The organism is Pseudoalteromonas sp. A601 (assembly GCF_002165575.1).
Classification (GTDB): Bacteria; Pseudomonadota; Gammaproteobacteria; order Enterobacterales; family Alteromonadaceae; genus Pseudoalteromonas.
Window position 1 is genome coordinate 1 of sequence record NZ_MXQF01000051.1, and the last position, 17,375, is coordinate 17,375.

At 42.2% G+C, this 17,375-nt stretch carries 9 protein-coding genes; 4 read left to right on the top strand and 5 right to left on the bottom strand.

Annotated elements, in window-relative coordinates; translation table 11 throughout:
• The 4 genes from B5G52_RS20780 to fabB all read right to left on the bottom strand — a co-directional run.
• Positions 1 to 1,765: FimV/HubP family polar landmark protein (locus B5G52_RS20780; RefSeq protein WP_303394030.1), on the bottom strand; the 1,765-nt coding region annotated here is incomplete at its 3' end.
• A gap of 358 nt (positions 1,766 to 2,123) precedes the next feature.
• A complete protein-coding gene (locus B5G52_RS20785; protein ID WP_087534537.1) occupies positions 2,124 to 3,140 on the bottom strand; it encodes an aspartate-semialdehyde dehydrogenase in 1,017 nt (338 codons plus the stop codon).
• 13 nt (positions 3,141 to 3,153) lie between these two features.
• Complete coding sequence (locus B5G52_RS20790) at positions 3,154 to 4,296, bottom strand: 4-phosphoerythronate dehydrogenase (RefSeq protein ID WP_087534538.1); 1,143 nt, start codon at positions 4,294 to 4,296, stop codon at positions 3,154 to 3,156.
• 109 nt (positions 4,297 to 4,405) lie between these two features.
• Positions 4,406 to 5,620, bottom strand: a complete 1,215-nt coding sequence (gene fabB / locus B5G52_RS20795) for a beta-ketoacyl-ACP synthase I (RefSeq protein WP_087534539.1) — start codon at positions 5,618 to 5,620, stop codon at positions 4,406 to 4,408.
• A 181-nt stretch (positions 5,621 to 5,801) separates the two neighbouring features.
• On the opposite strand from fabB, the gene mnmC reads away from it, so the two are divergent.
• The 4 genes from mnmC (at position 5,802) to B5G52_RS20815 (ending at position 10,616) form a co-directional block, all read left to right on the top strand.
• A complete protein-coding gene (gene mnmC, locus B5G52_RS20800) occupies positions 5,802 to 7,820 on the top strand; it encodes a bifunctional tRNA (5-methylaminomethyl-2-thiouridine)(34)-methyltransferase MnmD/FAD-dependent 5-carboxymethylaminomethyl-2-thiouridine(34) oxidoreductase MnmC (protein ID WP_087534540.1) in 2,019 nt (672 codons plus the stop codon).
• 25 nt (positions 7,821 to 7,845) lie between these two features.
• Entirely contained in the window at positions 7,846 to 8,172 is a 327-nt protein-coding gene (locus tag B5G52_RS20805; protein WP_087534541.1) for a hypothetical protein, read from the top strand.
• Positions 8,173 to 8,283: 111 nt separating this feature from the next.
• Positions 8,284 to 9,138, top strand: a complete 855-nt coding sequence (locus B5G52_RS20810; protein ID WP_087534542.1) for a transporter substrate-binding domain-containing protein — start codon at positions 8,284 to 8,286, stop codon at positions 9,136 to 9,138.
• Positions 9,135 to 10,616 carry a methyl-accepting chemotaxis protein gene (locus B5G52_RS20815; RefSeq protein WP_087534543.1) on the top strand — a complete coding sequence of 494 codons (1,482 nt, stop codon included), beginning with the start codon at positions 9,135 to 9,137 and terminating at the stop codon, positions 10,614 to 10,616. The genes B5G52_RS20810 and B5G52_RS20815 overlap by 4 nt, the downstream gene beginning before the upstream one ends.
• Before the next feature lie 38 nt (positions 10,617 to 10,654).
• Here the strand turns inward: B5G52_RS20815 and B5G52_RS20820 are convergent.
• The coding region (locus tag B5G52_RS20820) for an Ig-like domain-containing protein (protein ID WP_140394360.1) at positions 10,655 to 17,375 on the bottom strand (6,721 nt) is incomplete at its 5' end.

Consider the following 17,375-nt stretch of genomic DNA (forward strand, 5'->3'; position numbering starts at 1 on the left):
CATCGTCTTCTTCAACTAATTCAGCTGGCTGCTCTGGTGCTGGCTCAGCCGCTTCATCAATAAGGCTGTCGATATCATCTAAATCGAATTCACCGTCTTCTTCAACTAATTCAGCTGGCTGCTCTGGCTCTGGCTCTGGCTCGGCAGCTTCATCAATAAGGCTGTCGATATCATCTAAATCAAATTCATCGTCTTCTTCAACTAACTCAGCTGGCTGCTCTGGTTCTGGCTCGGCAGCTTCGTCGATAAGGCTGTCGATATCATCTAAATCGAACTCATCGTCTTCTTCAACTAATTCAGCTGGCTGCTCTGGTGCTGGCTCTGAATCTGGCTCGGCAGCTTCATCAATAAGACTGTCGATATCAAAGTCGCCATCTTCATCTGCAAGCTCTTCGCTGAGCGCGGCTAGTTCATCATCAGAGCTTTCTTGTACTGACTTTTCACTCGTTTGAGCAGACTCATCTTCTTCATTTGCAAATAAATCGTCTAAGTCGCTGGCACTTAAAATATCACCATCATTTTTATCCGCATCTAGGTCAATATCATCCCCTAAACTATCGTCATCATTTTGATCAAAGTCTTGCTGCAAGAAAATATCAAGGTCATCATCTTGGCCTTCAGATTTTTCATCATCAAAAACAATGTCATCACCAAGCAGCCCATCAAGCTCATCTTGATCGAGAAGGCTGTCGCCCTCTTCAAATGTATCGTCAATGTTATCATCAAAAATAATGTCGTCATCATCTGGCAACATGTCACTTTCTAAATCATCATCGAGTTGAACACCTATGTCACTCAGTTCGTCATCAACGGGATCAGGAATGATAGGATCTAAGTCAAGGTCATCTTCTTCTGGATAAGTTGCGCTTTGCGGTAAAAATTCATCATCATCGTCACTTGGCTCTTCTTTGTTATTACGCTTACGTAAAAACATAACCACAGCGAAAATAACTAACAGAGCTGGAATTGTCATAAGCAATATGAGGACAATTGGATTATTTAACAGTGCGCCAAAGTCAAACTCACTGTCCTCTTCAATCTTTTTTGCTTTTTGCTGCTCGATTATTTCATTTTGTTTTGCAATGAGCTCTTTTAATTGCTGTTGAATTTCGCTGTCTTGTCCTAATTGGTTGCGAACATTTTCTAATTCTTTTGAAATTCCAGTTAATTGCTCTTTAAGCTTATTATTTTCAACTAATATTTCTTCAACATTTTCTACAGATGACTTGAATTGGTTTTGCAGTTCAACAAGCTGAGTACCTTGCTCTGTTTTAATGGTGTTTATTTCTTGCTTTAGTTCTTGTTTGGCTTCGTCTACGTCAACTTTACGAGCCTGTGTGACTTTTTTTTGTGAGGCTGAAATTTCACTTTTTGTTAGCGTGCCATTTTTCTTCTTTTCCCAAAGTTCGTCATCTTGCTCTGAACGTTGTTTAGCAAGCTGTGGGTTTACGCTGCGAATTTCAGCAAGTGTGGGGATTTTTAAGTATGCGCCATCACGCATATGATTTAAGTTTTGATCTAAAAATGAATTGGGGTTTTTCTCATACAAGGCTTGCATGACTTGGTAAATGCTAACAGAGTTATCTTGGCGCACCTTCGCTGCGATACGCCAAAGTGTATCGGTTGGTTTGATTGGCCCGATTGAGCGCCCTTGGACGCCATAATCAACCCCTTTTGGTCCCTTAAGCTGGGCACCATCTTGGCCGAAAACTGGTGTAACCACCAATGCAGACGCTAATAAAAGAAGTGTTGCTAAACCGCGCATGCTGATCCTTTAATGTTTAAATGTTAACGCAGCGCTGCTATATAGCGAGTATGAGCGCTTAAACATTGGTTATTTCATACAGAAATAACTTATATAAATTAAAATAACTTACATAAACTAAATTACATAAACTAATAGTTAATTAAAATTTCCTGCAAGCTTTATTCCAGTTACAAACTATAAACCAGTTAGGTTGTAATATCTATTGCAAAGTATTGAAACATAATCGCTTAAACTTAATCAGCAGAAAGAATTTGTTATTGTTATGGTTAAGTTTATACGCTTTTAGTTACGTTGCGGCAATTATTTGGCAGTTTAAAAGTAAAAAGCGGCAAATATGCCGCTTAAAAAGGTGTAGTTAAAGGTAGTTTTCTATCAACTCTTCAGCAATTTGTACGCTGTTAGTTGCTGCACCCTTACGAGTATTGTCACTAACAACCCACATATTAAGTCCATGTGGGTGAGAGATATCTTGGCGCAAGCGCCCGACATAGACGGTATCGTTTCCACTTGCATCTGAAACAGCCGTTGGATAATCCCCTTCATCTTCAATAAGCTCAAGCCCTGGTGCGTCATTTAATAATTGCTTAACATGCTCAAAATCATAAGGCATACGCGTTTCAATACTAATTGCTTCTGAGTGACCAAAAAATACTGGCACTCTTACACACGTTGGATTTACAGCCACTGTGGTATCACCCAAAATCTTATGGGTTTCATTTACCATTTTCATCTCTTCGCGGGTGTAACCGTTTTCTTCGAAGGTATCAATCTGTGGAATAACATTAAACGCAATTTGCTTAGGGAATATTTCATTCTCCATTGGGCGAGCGTTCATTAAGTTAGCAGTTTGTTTAGCGAGTTCATCAACGGCTTCTTTACCTGCACCAGATACAGCTTGATAAGTTGACACATTGATACGATCGATACCATACGCATCATAAATTGGCTTCAAAGCAACCATCATTTGAATGGTTGAACAATTAGGATTCGCGATGATATTGCGGTTTCTAAAATCAGCTAAACTTGCTGCATTTACTTCCGGCACTACTAAAGGTACTTCAAAGTCATTTCTAAAGTGAGAGGTGTTGTCGATAACAACACAACCTGCATCTGCTGCAATTGGTGCATACTTTTCAGATACGCTGCCACCAGCAGAAAACAAACCTATGTGGGCTTGGCTAAAGTCAAACCCTTCAACATCTTGTACTTCAATGTTTTCGCCACGAAACTTAATATCTTCTCCAGCGCTGCGGCTACTTGCTAATAAAAATAATTGATCAACAGGAAACTTACGATCTTCTAAAGTTTCGATGATTTGACGACCAACTAGGCCAGTAGCACCGAGTACAGCAACATTGTATTTTTGTGACATGTTTATTCCTCTATTAACAATCGCCAATGTGGCCATTATTTAAAATATTAAAACCAAGCGCGCGCAGTGTGGGTGCGTAGTCCCCAGCACCGGTTATATTTACGGTGCTGAATTCTCGTCTAATGGGGTAGTTTTTTCTTAAACTATCAAACCCTTGCAATGCTAGATGGCGACGTAAAATACCATCATCACGGCGCACGTCATAAACTAGGTGTATCAGTTGGCCAAGATCAGCAAGAGTAAATGTGTCTTGCAATGAAACATCTGTAACACTTGGCTTAGGTAAAAAATCAGCCAAAGACTTATCAGCTTTTAGCCCTTCGATATTACACAGTGCTTGATACAACATTTGTGTACCGCGCGCTTTACCTTCTAACGTGTGCCCTGCTATGTGAACACTGGCAAAGCGCACGTAATCAAGTAGCTCGGTTAAAATAGTGGGTTCGTTTTCCCACACATCTAACACTAAATCGAGTGCAGCGCCACCTTGCATTAGTTCAAGTAACGCGTGGTTGTCAATAACATCTCCACGACTGGCATTGATCAAAGTCACACCACTTTTTAAAGCAGCTAATCGTGCTTTGTTCATTAAATGTAAGGTACTGTGTTTGCCTGTTTTTACTAAGGGCACATGAAAAGTCACAATATCAGATTGTGCAAGGAGTGTGTCAAGATCGCAGTGCTCTGCCAGCAAACCTGCTTCATGCTTAGGCGGGTCGCAAACAAGTATATTTACATCTAAAGCTGCAAGCTTCTTCCGTAGGCAACTACCAATACTGCCAACTCCCACAATACCAATAGTTTTGCCTTCAATACTGCTGGCATTTTCTTGTGCTAGCGCAAATAGGCTGCTTATCACATACTCTGCAACCGCAACGGCATTACAACCCGGCGCACTGGTGAAGGCTACTCCTCGTTGGGTGAGTAAATCAGTGTCAATATGATCCACTCCGATGGTAGCAGTCCCGACAAATTTAAGCTTACTTGCTTTGCTTAAAAGCGCCTCGTTTACTTGCGTAACTGAGCGGGTAAGTAACACATCGACATCCACTAATTGATCGCTTTGCAATGAACGACCATCAAAACGCTCAACTCGCCCTAAATCTGCGAAGTATTGTTCAACTAAGGGCATATTTTGATCTGCAAGTATCTTCATTAACGGACTCGTTTACTCAAAGGAGCAGTATTGTAACGAACAACCCCCTACTAGCACAAACGAAAAAGCCGAGCATTTTTGCTCGGCTTTTATATATTAAAGCTTTTATCTAGCCTTTATATTTGCTCATAACAAGTGTGGCATTTGTGCCACCAAAGCCAAAGCTATTAGACATAACAGTGTTAAGCTCTACATCTTTACGCTCAGTAACAATGTTTAAGCCTGCAGCTTGCTCATCTAATTCATCAATATTAATTGATGGAGCAACAAAGCCATGCTCAAGCATAAGCAGTGAGAAAATAGCTTCATGCACACCAGCCGCCCCAAGAGCGTGCCCTGTCATTGCTTTCGTTGCGCTTATCATCGGTGAATTACCACCAAATACTTCTTGAATAGCACCTAGCTCTTTTACATCACCTACAGGCGTAGATGTGCCATGCGTGTTTAAGTAGTCAATGCCACCATCAAGATCTTGCATCGCTTGGCGCATACAACGTACTGCACCTTCACCTGATGGTGCGACCATGTCGTAGCCGTCAGATGTTGCGCCATAGCCAGTAATTTCAGCATAAATGTGCGCACCACGAGCAAGGGCATGCTCAAGTTCTTCAACAACAACGATACCGCCGCCGCCAGAAATAACAAAACCATCGCGGTTTGCATCATATGTACGTGATGCTTGCTCTGGTGTTTCGTTGTATTTTGTAGAAAGCGCGCCCATTGCGTCAAATTCCATCGCAAGGGTCCAGTGCAACTCTTCACCGCCACCGGCAAAAATTACATCTTGTTTGCCAAGTTGGATTTGCTCAACAGCATGACCAATACAATGCGCTGATGTTGCACACGCAGAACTAATTGAATAGTTCACACCTTTGATTTTAAATGGTGTCGCCAAACACGCTGATGTGGTGCTCGCCATAGTACGTGGTACCATGTAAGGTCCAACACGTTTTACGCCTTTTTCACGTAAAATGTCTGCAGCTTCAACTTGCCATTTTGATGAACCGCCACCTGAGCCTACTAATAGTCCTGTGCGTTCATTTGAAACTTGCTCTTCATTTAAGCCAGCATCTTCAATCGCTTGTTGCATTGAAATGTAAGAATAAGCAGCTGCATCGCCCATAAAGCGCATAGCTTTACGGTCAACAAACTCTTTTACGTCAAGGTCGATTTTACCAGATACGTTACTGCGTAACTTATAATCTGCAAATTCCTGGTTAAAAGCGATGCCGCTTTTACCTGTTTTTAACGATTCTAAAACTTCTTCTTTGTTGTTGCCGATGCTTGAAACAACACCGATGCCCGTAATAACGGCTCTTCTCATGGGTAATTACCTTAGCTTGATACTAAATTGTGATCTATTTTACGCTGAATTTTATAACTAAGTGGTCAGCTTTCTAGCGTACACATGTACTCTGAACGTATAGCTTATAAATAACGCCAGACTATTTCAAAGAAAACACGTAAAATAATGAAAAAAAGTACTCTTTAATTAATTGCATGCCATGATCAAAAACGCTGATATTCACTTTAATCACCTAGGCACTCCCGTTGCTGATAACTTCGACGATGTGTATTTCTCTAACGACGACGGTCTGGCAGAGTCCAATTACGTATTCTATCAACAAAATGATATTCCCAGACGATTACAAAATCATGACCAAGCACATTTTGTTATTGGAGAAACTGGCTTTGGTACTGGGCTTAACTTTCTTAATTCGTGGCTGCAATTTAAAAATCACTTAGCTAATAGGCAGCATGACGAGAATAAAGTTCAAAAGCAACAAAACGTTAACCGCTTACACTTTATTTCTTTTGAAAAATACCCTATCAAACACAGCGACTTAGCTATTGCATTAGCGGCCTGGCCTGAATTAGCACTGTTAAGTGAGCAACTCGTTGCACACTACCCTATTAATTTAGCCGGTTGTCATCGACTTGAGTTTGAAAACGGCCAAGTAGTGCTCGACTTACATTTTGGGGATGTACAAGAGTCAATTAATAATATGGCCTACAACCAATCAGGGCTGATTGATGCTTGGTATTTAGATGGCTTTGCACCGAGTAAAAACCCAGCAATGTGGCAGCAAAGTTTATTTAATTTGATGGTTGATATCTCTCGTAACAGTGCAACATTAGCCACCTTCACTGCAGCAGGTTTTGTACGAAGAGGATTAATAGAAGCAGGCTTTGAGATCCAAAAAGCCAAAGGCTTTGGCCGCAAACGAGAAATGCTAACGGGCAAGTTAACACAAGCAAATGCCGCGTATTCCGCTCCCCCCTACTTTGCTAACCAAGCAAGTGAATTAAACAATGTTGCGGTGATAGGCGGTGGCATTGCCAGCAGTGCAGTGCTTTATAGCTTGGCCAAACGCGGTATTCATAGCCAGCTATTTTGCCAAGACAGTCAACTTGCGATGGGCGCCTCTCATAATGTGCAAGGTGCTGTTTACCCTCATCTTCAGGCAAAAAACTCACCCCACAGCGAATTTTTTGCCCATAGCTTTTTATATGCAAAACGTGTGTATCAACAACTTACAAATAATGGCTTTAGCTATGACCATCAATGGTGTGGTGTATTACAACACGCCGTAAAGCAACCTCTGGCTGAGCGGCATCAAAATATTGAAACCAAACAACTGTGGCCAAATGAGTTAATGCACAGCGTTACTCCAGAGCAGGCAGATGAAATAGCAGGGGTTGAGTCTGGTTACGCTGGGGTGTACTTTCCCTTAGCTGGTTGGGTTAATCCGCCGCAACTAGTTAACGCTCTTTTTGAGCAAGCACGTACGCTGTCAGACATACAAAGTCACTTTAACTGTGACATTGATACACTTGAAAAAACAGCCAATGGTTGGATACTCAAAAGTGAACATAAACAATTCGGCCCATTTACTGATGTTATTATTTGCGCTGGTGAGCACAGTGACCGCTTTACACAAACCAAAGCACTGCCCATCGTAGGAGTGCGAGGCCAAGTGTCCCATGTAACAGCAAGTGAGGCATCTAAAAAACTTAAAACGGTACTATGCCATAAAGGGTATTTTACCCCTGCCTATTTAGGTAAGCATTGCATGGGAGCGACATTTGAAAAAAATTCAAAAAGTCGCGACGTTACCGAACAAGACAACATCACTAATCGTGAGCAGCTGCTTAATTTTTATGGCCAATGTGATTTTGCAACCAGCTTAGGCGCAATCGATTCTGCTAAAGCGGCTGTAAGATGTAGCTTTATTGATCACCTACCAATGGCCGGTGAGTGGGTAGAGCAAACAGATTACGTGAGTGCATTTGCCAATCTACGCTTAGGTAAACGCTACCAGTATCTGCCTCTGCAAAAGCCCCAACAAGGCTTGCACATACTAACAGGGTTTGGCGCACGAGGGTTTTGCAGCGCCCCCTTGGCTGCTGAGCATTTAATTGCAAATTTGAATAACGAGCCAAGCCCGTTCAGTGAGCGGGTTAGCCAAGCTATTCATCCCGCACGCTTTATAGTGCGTGATTTAATCCGTAATAAAATTTAATAACATTCATTTTAAAGGAAAGAGTGTGAACAAAATAATAACGACCGTGCTCGTCGCATTTGCGCTTACGGCATTTAACAGCGTAGCTGATTTAGACGCAGTACCTCTGCCCGATGACTTTAAGCCTACGCTACAAGTTACTGGTGAGTACCCGCTTGTACAAACCGGTTATTCTGCGCAATCTGTTGCTGATATTGCTGCATTTTATATTTCAGAGCTAGGTAAACCACAATTAACCCGCGGTGATAACTCACGTATGACACTATTTTACGCGGTAGGAAATGAAAATATCCGCATCAGTCTATACACAAATGACTATAAAACCGAGATTGCAATAATGCTTACAAAGTAATCTTAACCTGTCCCTAAATCACTGTGAATACGTATGCATATAACAAAAGGTTGAGCTGACTTTAAAACAACCGTAGTTTGTAATTAACACAATTATAACAATGCGGTTTTTATGCGCTATTTACCTTTAACCCTAGTGTTCTTGATTAGCTTTTTTAGCTATGGCGAGCCTATTAAATTACAAAGTTACTCAAAGGACACATCCCTCCCCCACAAGCTACTAATTGCAGCTTTAAACAATGCCAACTTAGATTACAGTCATCCATATGAAAGTGATAAAGACATTTCAAATGCGCGCATTTTAAACGATGTAAAGATAGGCCAGCTCGATGTAATGTGGAGCATGACATCACAGTCCCTTGAACAAGACTACCAAGCGATACACATTCCGCTGTTTAGGGGTTTGTTAGGGATGCGCTTAGCAATCGTAACCCAGCAAAATGCTGAGTTGTTTAAGCATGTCAATAACATTGCTGACTTAAAAAAGTTTCGTGCTGGTCAAGGTAAAACATGGCCTGATACAACTATTTTAAAAGAAAACGGCTTGAATGTAGTCACCACACTAAAGTACCCAAATCTGTTCCCTATGCTTGAAGGTGGCCGTTTCGATTACTTCCCTCGTGGTGTAAATGAGCCTTGGGATGAAATAGTCAATCACCGAGATCTAAATCTAACGGTAGATCCATATGTACTATTAAAATACACCGCACCGCTGTATTTTTTTGTTGCCAAAGAAAATACGCAACTTGCACAAAAATTAACGCAATCGCTGAATGATATGATCAAAGATGGCAGCTTTAACAGCATGTTTTTTAGTGACAGCCAAGTACAAATGGTATTGCAAAAAGCAAATTTGAAACAACGTATTATTATCCCTCTTAGTAATCCTAATTTAAGTTCAATAACCCCTCTATCGCGCACAGAGCTTTGGTTCAATCCACTTAATGAGAGCACAACAACACAATGAAATCATTACAATACAAAATAACTATCGCACTAAGTATTTGTCTCGTTATCATATTTGGCTTTGTTGTTAGTGTTAACTATTACTTATTAAAAAATAGTGAAACGCAGCAGTGGCAAGAAAATATCACAGCACTGGATCAACAATTAACTGTCATTTTGGCTGAGCCTGTTTTTTCATACGATAAACCTCTGATCGCACAAATCATTAATGCTTTTGCTAAAAACCAAAATATTCAGCATATAGAAGTAGTTGATCATCGTAATAAACGTTTAGGCAATGTAGGCCAACAAAGTAATAGAAAAAACGTAATCGCTCATCAGTTACCCTTGTCTGTTTCAGATCAAGCTATTGGCACTATAAATATAAAATACAGCCAAGATGCACTCAATCAAGGTATATTCAAAGCGGTTAAAACTATGGTGATCACTTTGGCAATTTCGTTTTTACTGCTCGGTGTAACAATCATTTACGTGTGTCGCTTTATCATAATTAAACCTATTGTTGGTGTGAATCAACTTGTTGATGAGCTGGTACGCGGCGGTGGCGATTTAACTCAACGTATTAACTATCAATCGAGTGATGAAATTGGTTATTTAGTAGCAGGGTTTAATCGCTTTATTAACGAAGTTCAACAAATTATTGCCAGTCTTGGTACAACGGCCACTGAATTAGAAATCATCGCAGGCTCTGTGAACGAAGCCACAGTGAGATCTAAATACGAAGCTGAGCAAGAATATGCACTGACAGATGCTGCAACGTCATCCTTGAGTCAACTCAGTGAGGCCACAAAAGAAATTGCATTTGGCGCAACTCAAACGGCAGATCAAACAACAAAAGTGCAAAACTTGTGTCAATATGGCCAATTAAGTATGAGTAATAACAGTACCTTAATCCATGAACTTGAAAACCAACTTGATCATACTTCAAGGGTGGTGGATCAACTGAACAGTCGCAGCAGTGAAATAAGCCAAGTACTCGATGTAATAAAAAGTATCGCCGAGCAGACCAATTTACTTGCCCTTAACGCCGCTATAGAGGCAGCAAGAGCAGGTGAATCAGGTAGAGGCTTTGCCGTGGTTGCTGATGAAGTACGTGCACTGGCGAGTAAAACTTATCATTCAACCTCTGAAATAGAGAGTATTATTGATGCATTGCAAACAAACGCCAGTGAATGCGTAGCCGCCTCACAAAAAAGCAAACACGTTAGTAGCCAAGTGATCAATGCTAATGAAAAAAGCCAACATGTGTTTCATAATATTGCAGAACAAGTCGACGAAATAAACCTCATGAATGAGCGTATTGCCGCAAGCTCGGAACAACAAACCTTGACCACACAAGGAATTTTAACCACGATGGAACAAATTAACCACGGTGCAAAATCATTAGCACAAGAAGCCGAACACCTTGACGAGACGATAAAGCAACTAAATGATCTTGAAAAAGGCATTGTACAAAAATTAGGGTTATTTAAATATTAAACGTTAGCGGCCAGCTTGTTAGGCTGGCCAACAAGATTTTAAAATTGATATTCAAATCCCAAAGCCCACTCATTAACATCGTTTTCGTTTAATGTGTAATGGCTAAAGTTAAGCGAAACATCTGTATTTTTTAATATAGGATAAGCCAATTGCCCACCAAAATAAGCGCGCGTATTTGACTCATTATACTCAATTTTTTGCCCCGAATTATTAAGACTCTCAATTGAATAATGATAGTAAAAAGCGCCTATAAACAGCTTGCTTTTTACTTGGCCAAATAAAGGAAAAACATAGGCGGTTTGAAGTGCAGGCCCTTGGCCCAAAACTGGCACCTTGTTAGATAAACGCTGGTGAGTATTGGTTGGATCAAGTGTATCGCCGGCAAAGGTCGTATTTCCTTCACCTAAGTTAATATAGCGCAAGCCAAATTGCCAATTAGAGGACAATGTGTAATTACCTGCGATAGACCAACTAACATCTGTGTCGTCATAAGCTGTATTCGCGAAAACCGATTCACTCATTACTGATGGAGTCCCGGTCACTGCAGCATAACCAATCTGCCCATCAAGTGACCATGTACCTGCCGCCGCGGGCTGACTCGCAATAGATACGGTTGCAAGTAAAGCCCAAGGTGTTACTCTGGTTGTACGACGAATTAGCACCACACCAACCAGCATTATCACTAACATTCCCCCCATGCTTCCTGATGAACTATTACTCACTGCTGTGGTTGTATAAGCTTTTACAGTCACTTTTACCTCGCCCTGGCTACTTGCGCCTTTGCTATCTGTTACGATGTATTCAATCAAGTCTACACCTTCAAATCCCTGTTTTGGTTGATAACTCAATGTACTGTCAGAATTAATAGTTACCCCCCCTTGAGTAGCTATGGCACTGGTTATGGTTAGTGCATCGCCATCGGCATCGCTATCATTACTAAGCACATCAATCACAATTTGGGTGCGATCATTGGTCGATGCACTGTCAGTTGCTGTAGTTGGCGCATTATTAACAACAATATCAACTGTTGCAACATCATATGCAGTTCCACCTTGTCCATCTGACACACTGTAACTAATAGTAGCCGTACCGATAAAGTTAGTGAACGGCTTATAACTCAGTTGATTATCAATAATAGTGACTTCGCCAAAATCAACATTTGCACCAGTTAATGTCAATGCGTTTGCATCTTCATCACTGTCATTCTTGAGTACATCAAGTATTATTGTACTATCTACCGCGGTGATCGCTTGGTCAGACTGAGTAACGGGGTTGTTATTACCTGTTTTCATAACAGCAACACCGCCTGGATCTACAATTTGGCCGTTTACTAACGCATCTGCATCGTTGAGACCACCATCAGCTATGCGCAGTCGCACACACCAGTCTCCCTCTTGGAGGCCCTCTTGCCACAGCTCATTTGATGGCGATGGACAATAACCTTGCTCGCCTTGAGTAGAATAAACTTGGTCTCCTTCAGTCGTGTCAAAGTCTCTCCATTCATTGTTCATGAGTTTACGGTAAACAGCGTTAGCAGGAATTGGCATGCGTTGTGGTAATACAATGTTATAGCGCGAACCTACAGGTTCAATATCTGTAACAATAAAGCCCAAATAACCGCCCATGTTGCTCATTCCTTCATCCGCTGGCAATTCTGATGACATAAACTGTAACGCACCACTACTACTCGCTAAGCCTGAATAAGCTTTTCTTAAGCAACCGCCAATATCACCCTCGACTAAAAATTGTGTTGTCTGCGTGACTTGCTCTGGCATGACATTGCAGACATTGATCGGGTCTAAGTAATCGGCGATGCCATCATTGTCACCATCTTGATAACCTTCTAAATCATCTGGGAGTAAATCCTCATCTGTATCGGTATTTGTTAACTCTGGTAATTGTGCAACCACCTCAACATAACGAGTTACTGTACTAGATAAACTCTGTTGCGCATTATCAGTAGCAGTGACCGCAATACCATAAATACCTTCTTTCAGATCAGCTGTTGAAAACACGAATGTATCAGGGTGATCTGCTAGGTTGATAATTCGTTCATCGTCTACTTGCCAACTTATTGAGATAGTATCCGCTGGATTGTTATCTGTAGCGAACGCCCGAACTGTAACCAAATCGTCATTGGCTAATACAAATGGCCGAGTTTGGTTATTTTGCTCAATAGTCGTTGATAACGTTGGTGCAATATTTTGCTCAGTAATTGTTATGATACTCGAAGCATTTACGCCTGTGTTAAGGCTTTCATCTAGCGTAATCGTCACAACCTCATCCGCTTCAACGTCACTATCAGCAAACACGTTAAAGTTAATTTCGCCAACCAAACCTTGCTCTATCACAACTTCACCAGAAGTTAAATCATGGTCATCCTCAGTTGCTGTTCCTGAGATACTATATGGTATAGTTATTGGATAGCTCGGTGCCTCACCATTTAAGTAAACGTAGGTGGTATAACTTTGTTGTTCAGCTACCTCCATACCCTGCTCAAGGGATACTTGTGGGTGAACGAGTACTTGCTGTTCAGCCAAGGCCATGTTGCCAGCGCTATCTGTTGTTTGCCAATATACTTGATGTGCGCCTGGAGCAAACAACATACTTGGCTCTACTGTGCTAACCGCTAGTGGATTTCCTTGATCATCAAAGGCCGTTGCAGTACCCAATTTAACCCGTGTAAATAAGCCAGTTGCATTTATGCTAACATCTGCTGGTGCAGTTATTGTTGGTGCTCCGTCCATATTTTCATTAAAGCTAAGCGTAGCAATTGCACTGCTACTAGCATTGTGCGGATCAGCAACCATATATTCAATATTAATACTGCTCTGTGTGCTTGCAGCCAACTCAAATAGTAATTGATTATCAACAATTAAGACTGTACCCACACTCGCTTTAGCACCAATAATACTGAGCGGATCACCGTCAACATCGGTGTCATTAGCAAGAACATCTAAGGTATATTGACCACTTTGTGTAGGCGTTAGATTAAATGTATCGGCCAAGGCCACTGGCTCATCATTCACTGGTGAAACGTTTATTGCTACAGTCGCGATTTGCGAGTTATCTTTACCGTCGAATACTGAGTAACTAAAGCTGTCACGGCCATGATAATTCGCCTCAGGTTGATAACTAAATACTCGGCCTTGTACTGCTAAACTACCAAATTGTGGCTCAGTGACTAGCTGTATAGCTAAACTATCTTCATCACTATCACTAATTAGCGCGCTAACACTAATAGCAGTATCTTCTTCAATATTAAGCTGCATATCATTAGCAATAGGCGGCGCATTCACATACGTTACATCAATGCTGAATGGGTTAAGCGTACTGCTTAACTGCCCATCGCTTACAGTGATCAAAATATTACTATATAAGCCAACGTCGTCTCGTGTTGGTACACCACTTAATGTACCACTTGTGTTATCAAACGTTGCCCAACTCGGCTTGTTCGCAATCGTGAATGATAGACTAGTATTATCAATATCCGACACAATTGGGGTAAATGAGTAGCCTGTATCTTGCGCAATTGATGTTGCAGGTGAACCGCTGATTGTTGGTGCATCGTTAACATTCACTACTGTCAGTGTAAATGGGGTTAAACTTTGACTTGCAACCCCATCAGATACACGCACCGTAATACCAGCGTAACTTCCTACATCAGCGTTATTTGGTCTGCCTGATAGCTCCCCTGTAATGGTATCAAAATTAAGCCAACTTGGTTTATTTGCAATACTGAAACTTAAGCTATCACCATCGTTGTCTGTTGCTGTTGGTACAAAGCTATACAAGTCATTTTCATTAACCTCTAAGCTTGGTATTCCACTAATCACCGGCAAATCGTTAATACTATTAATAGTTACTGACACTGTGTTCGGTGCTGAATCAAGTAATCCATCATTCGCGATGTAAGTAAACTGATCTTCGCCAAAGTAATTTGCATTACCTTGATAAGTTACTTGCTCGCCAGAGATAGTCGCAGTACCGTGAGCTGGCTGTTCAACAACTAAATACGTTAAAGTATCTCCTTCAATATCATTACCAAGTAAGTTAATAACAACCGCTGTATCTTCGTCAACATTGGCACGTTGTGCGCTGACCGTTGGGGCATCATTAACTGCAGTAATAACTAATGAAATAGCTGTGCTTGCAGAATCTAATTGACCATCATTAACAACAAAATTAAAGCCATCACTGCCGTTATAATTAGCGTTTGGCGTATACAACCAACTGTCATTACTTTGCTGCACGAGCGAGCCATGTAATGCACCTTCATCAATACGATAACTTAGCTCATCGTTCTCAATATCAGAGCCTGCCAAGGTGATCAAGACACTATTATCTTCTGCAAGTATTAAGCTTTGTGGAAGACCTAGAGGTGCATCATTCACTGGAGTCACAGTCATGGTTACGCTCGCCTCGTTGGAGGTTGCGCCGTTACTGTCTTTAACAGTGTATGTGAAGCTGTCGCTGCCGAAGTAATCAGCATTGGCGGTGTAAATAATTGCCCCAGTCGCTGTTACTTGAGTTTGCCCGTTGCTTGGTGCACTGACAACCGTCACACTGCTGACATCTAAGCTGTCGCCGGTATCCACATCGCTGTCGTTACCCAGTACGTTAACCTCAAATGAGCCTTCTTCTTGTAGTTGCGCGGTGTTATCCATGGCAACGGGGGCGTCATTCACGGCATTGATGGTTAATGTTACTGTCGCTGGTGTTGAGCTGAGCCCTTCACTATCAGTGAGTGTGTAAGTAAAGCTAAACACACCGTTGACATCTTGCTGAGGCGTTATCGCTAAACTGCCATCAAGATTCACACTCACATTAGCAAAGTCGTACATGCCAGCGCCTGAGCCTTTGTTCTCTAAGCTGACGTTCGCCGCATTAAAGCCGCTGTCTTCAACATCTGAATCGTTAGCTAAAATAGCCAAGCTCACTGCGGTGTCTTCATCGGTTGTGACTGCATCATTCACGACTACAGGACGGTCATTCACAGCCCCGATATTTACCGTAACAGTGCCTGGCAATGATACCCCCCCCTCGCTATCGGTAATCGTATAGGTAAAACTGTCTTGCCCTGTCACATTCGCATCAGGCGTATACACAAAGGTGCCCGCTGCTTGGTCTAATACCACTTGCCCTGACGTTGGGCCTCTTACAATGGTGATATCCCCTGTGGGTGTCGTGTCTTCCACATCCGTCGCTAAACTGCGTAGTGCCGTTGCCACTGATGGCGTGTCTTCATCCACGTTGATATTGAGCGCCTGTACCTCAGGGATATCATTCACTGGGGTAATGGTCACTGTCACTGTGGCCGCGGCTGAGGTATTCAGCGCCGCATCTTTAACGGTGTAGGTAAAAGTGTCGGTGCCGGTTTCATTGGCGTTCGGTGTGTACGTGGCAATGCCATTAGTAATACTCACCGAGCCTTTGCTTGCAGGTGATACAATCGCCGCTGAGGCGGCCACTAAATCACCTTCAGCATCGGTGTCATTGGCCACTAAACTAAAGTTAACGGCGGTGTCTTCATCCGTCGTTGCATTGTCATTAACAGCAACAGGCGCATCCGCCACGGGGGCTATCGTCAGTGTCACTGTTTGCACCGCCGAAAGTGCCCCATCACTGTCACGTACTTGGAAGGTAAAGCTGTCGCTATGGTTTTCACTGTCATCATGTTGATAACTAAAGCTACCGTCATTATTAAGCGTTAAGCTCCCAAATTGCGGTTGGCTCACCCCGACCGCTGTTAGTGTATCACCTACATCATCATCGCTCGCATTACTCAGTAAACCATTGGCCAGTGCCACCGTGAGCGTGGCGCCTTCATCAAGGTTAAAGGCAAAGTTCTGCCCAACTGGGGCATCGTTTGTATTAGTCACTTCTAACGTGAACGGGGCTAAACTGGCACTGGCCGTACCATCACTCACACCAATGGTGATATTAGCGTAGCTGCCTACATTACTGTTATCTGGCGTGCCCGATAACTCACCCGTGCTGGTATTAAAACTCGCCCAGCTTGGTTTGTTAATGATAGTAAAGGTGTGAGTATCGCCTTCATCACTATCGGTCAGTGTCGGTATAAAGCTATAAGCTGCATCTTCTGCTGTTGTTGTATTGGGAGTTCCACTTAATACTGGCGCTACATTATATTGCTTGGTTACTGTTGCAGTCACCGCTGAGCTTGCATTACCTGCGGTGTCTGTAGCTATTGCTGAGAAGGTTAACGTTCCCTCAGCCAATGAGGTCACATTAATACCTGTGATTTGCAGCGTTGCTGCGCTGATAGTTGCCGTACCACTGACTGAATTACTGCCGTCACTTACTTGATAACTAAGTGTGCCGGCTCCTTCCAAACCAGACAAAGAAGCACTCATTGCAGATTCATTACTGGCATTTATTACACTCTGAACAACACTCGCAGCATGCCCTGTAGGCGCTATATTGTCTAATGTAATACTAGTAGTTGCAGCCGGTGAAGTATTACCAGCGCTGTCCGTTTGTGTTGCAGATACCGTTAAAATACCGTTATTTAACGCGCTAATGTCTAATTCACTGCCGTTAAGAGACCAATTACCACTGCCATCTGCAGTTATTGTACGACTGACCCCTGCAACATTTACATTCACAGTCGCACCTGCTTCTGCCCCTGAGCCGGCGATCAATACACTGCCATCTTCATTGGCATTAACTATGTCATCACCCTCTATCGGGGTGGCAATCGTTAAAGCACTTGGTGCAGCGTTATCTAAAATCACG

Bases quoted from the DNA above. Each gene is read 5' to 3' on its own strand.
- mnmC (WP_087534540.1), top strand. From the start codon at position 5,802: ATGATCAAAAACGCTGATATTCACTTTAATCACCTAGGCACTCCCGTT.
- fabB (WP_087534539.1), bottom strand. From the start codon at position 5,620: ATGAGAAGAGCCGTTATTACGGGCATCGGTGTTGTTTCAAGCATCGGC.
- B5G52_RS20790 (WP_087534538.1), bottom strand. From the start codon at position 4,296: ATGAAGATACTTGCAGATCAAAATATGCCCTTAGTTGAACAATACTTC.
- B5G52_RS20815 (WP_087534543.1), top strand. From the start codon at position 9,135: ATGAAATCATTACAATACAAAATAACTATCGCACTAAGTATTTGTCTC.
- B5G52_RS20785 (WP_087534537.1), bottom strand. From the start codon at position 3,140: ATGTCACAAAAATACAATGTTGCTGTACTCGGTGCTACTGGCCTAGTT.
- B5G52_RS20810 (WP_087534542.1), top strand. From the start codon at position 8,284: ATGCGCTATTTACCTTTAACCCTAGTGTTCTTGATTAGCTTTTTTAGC.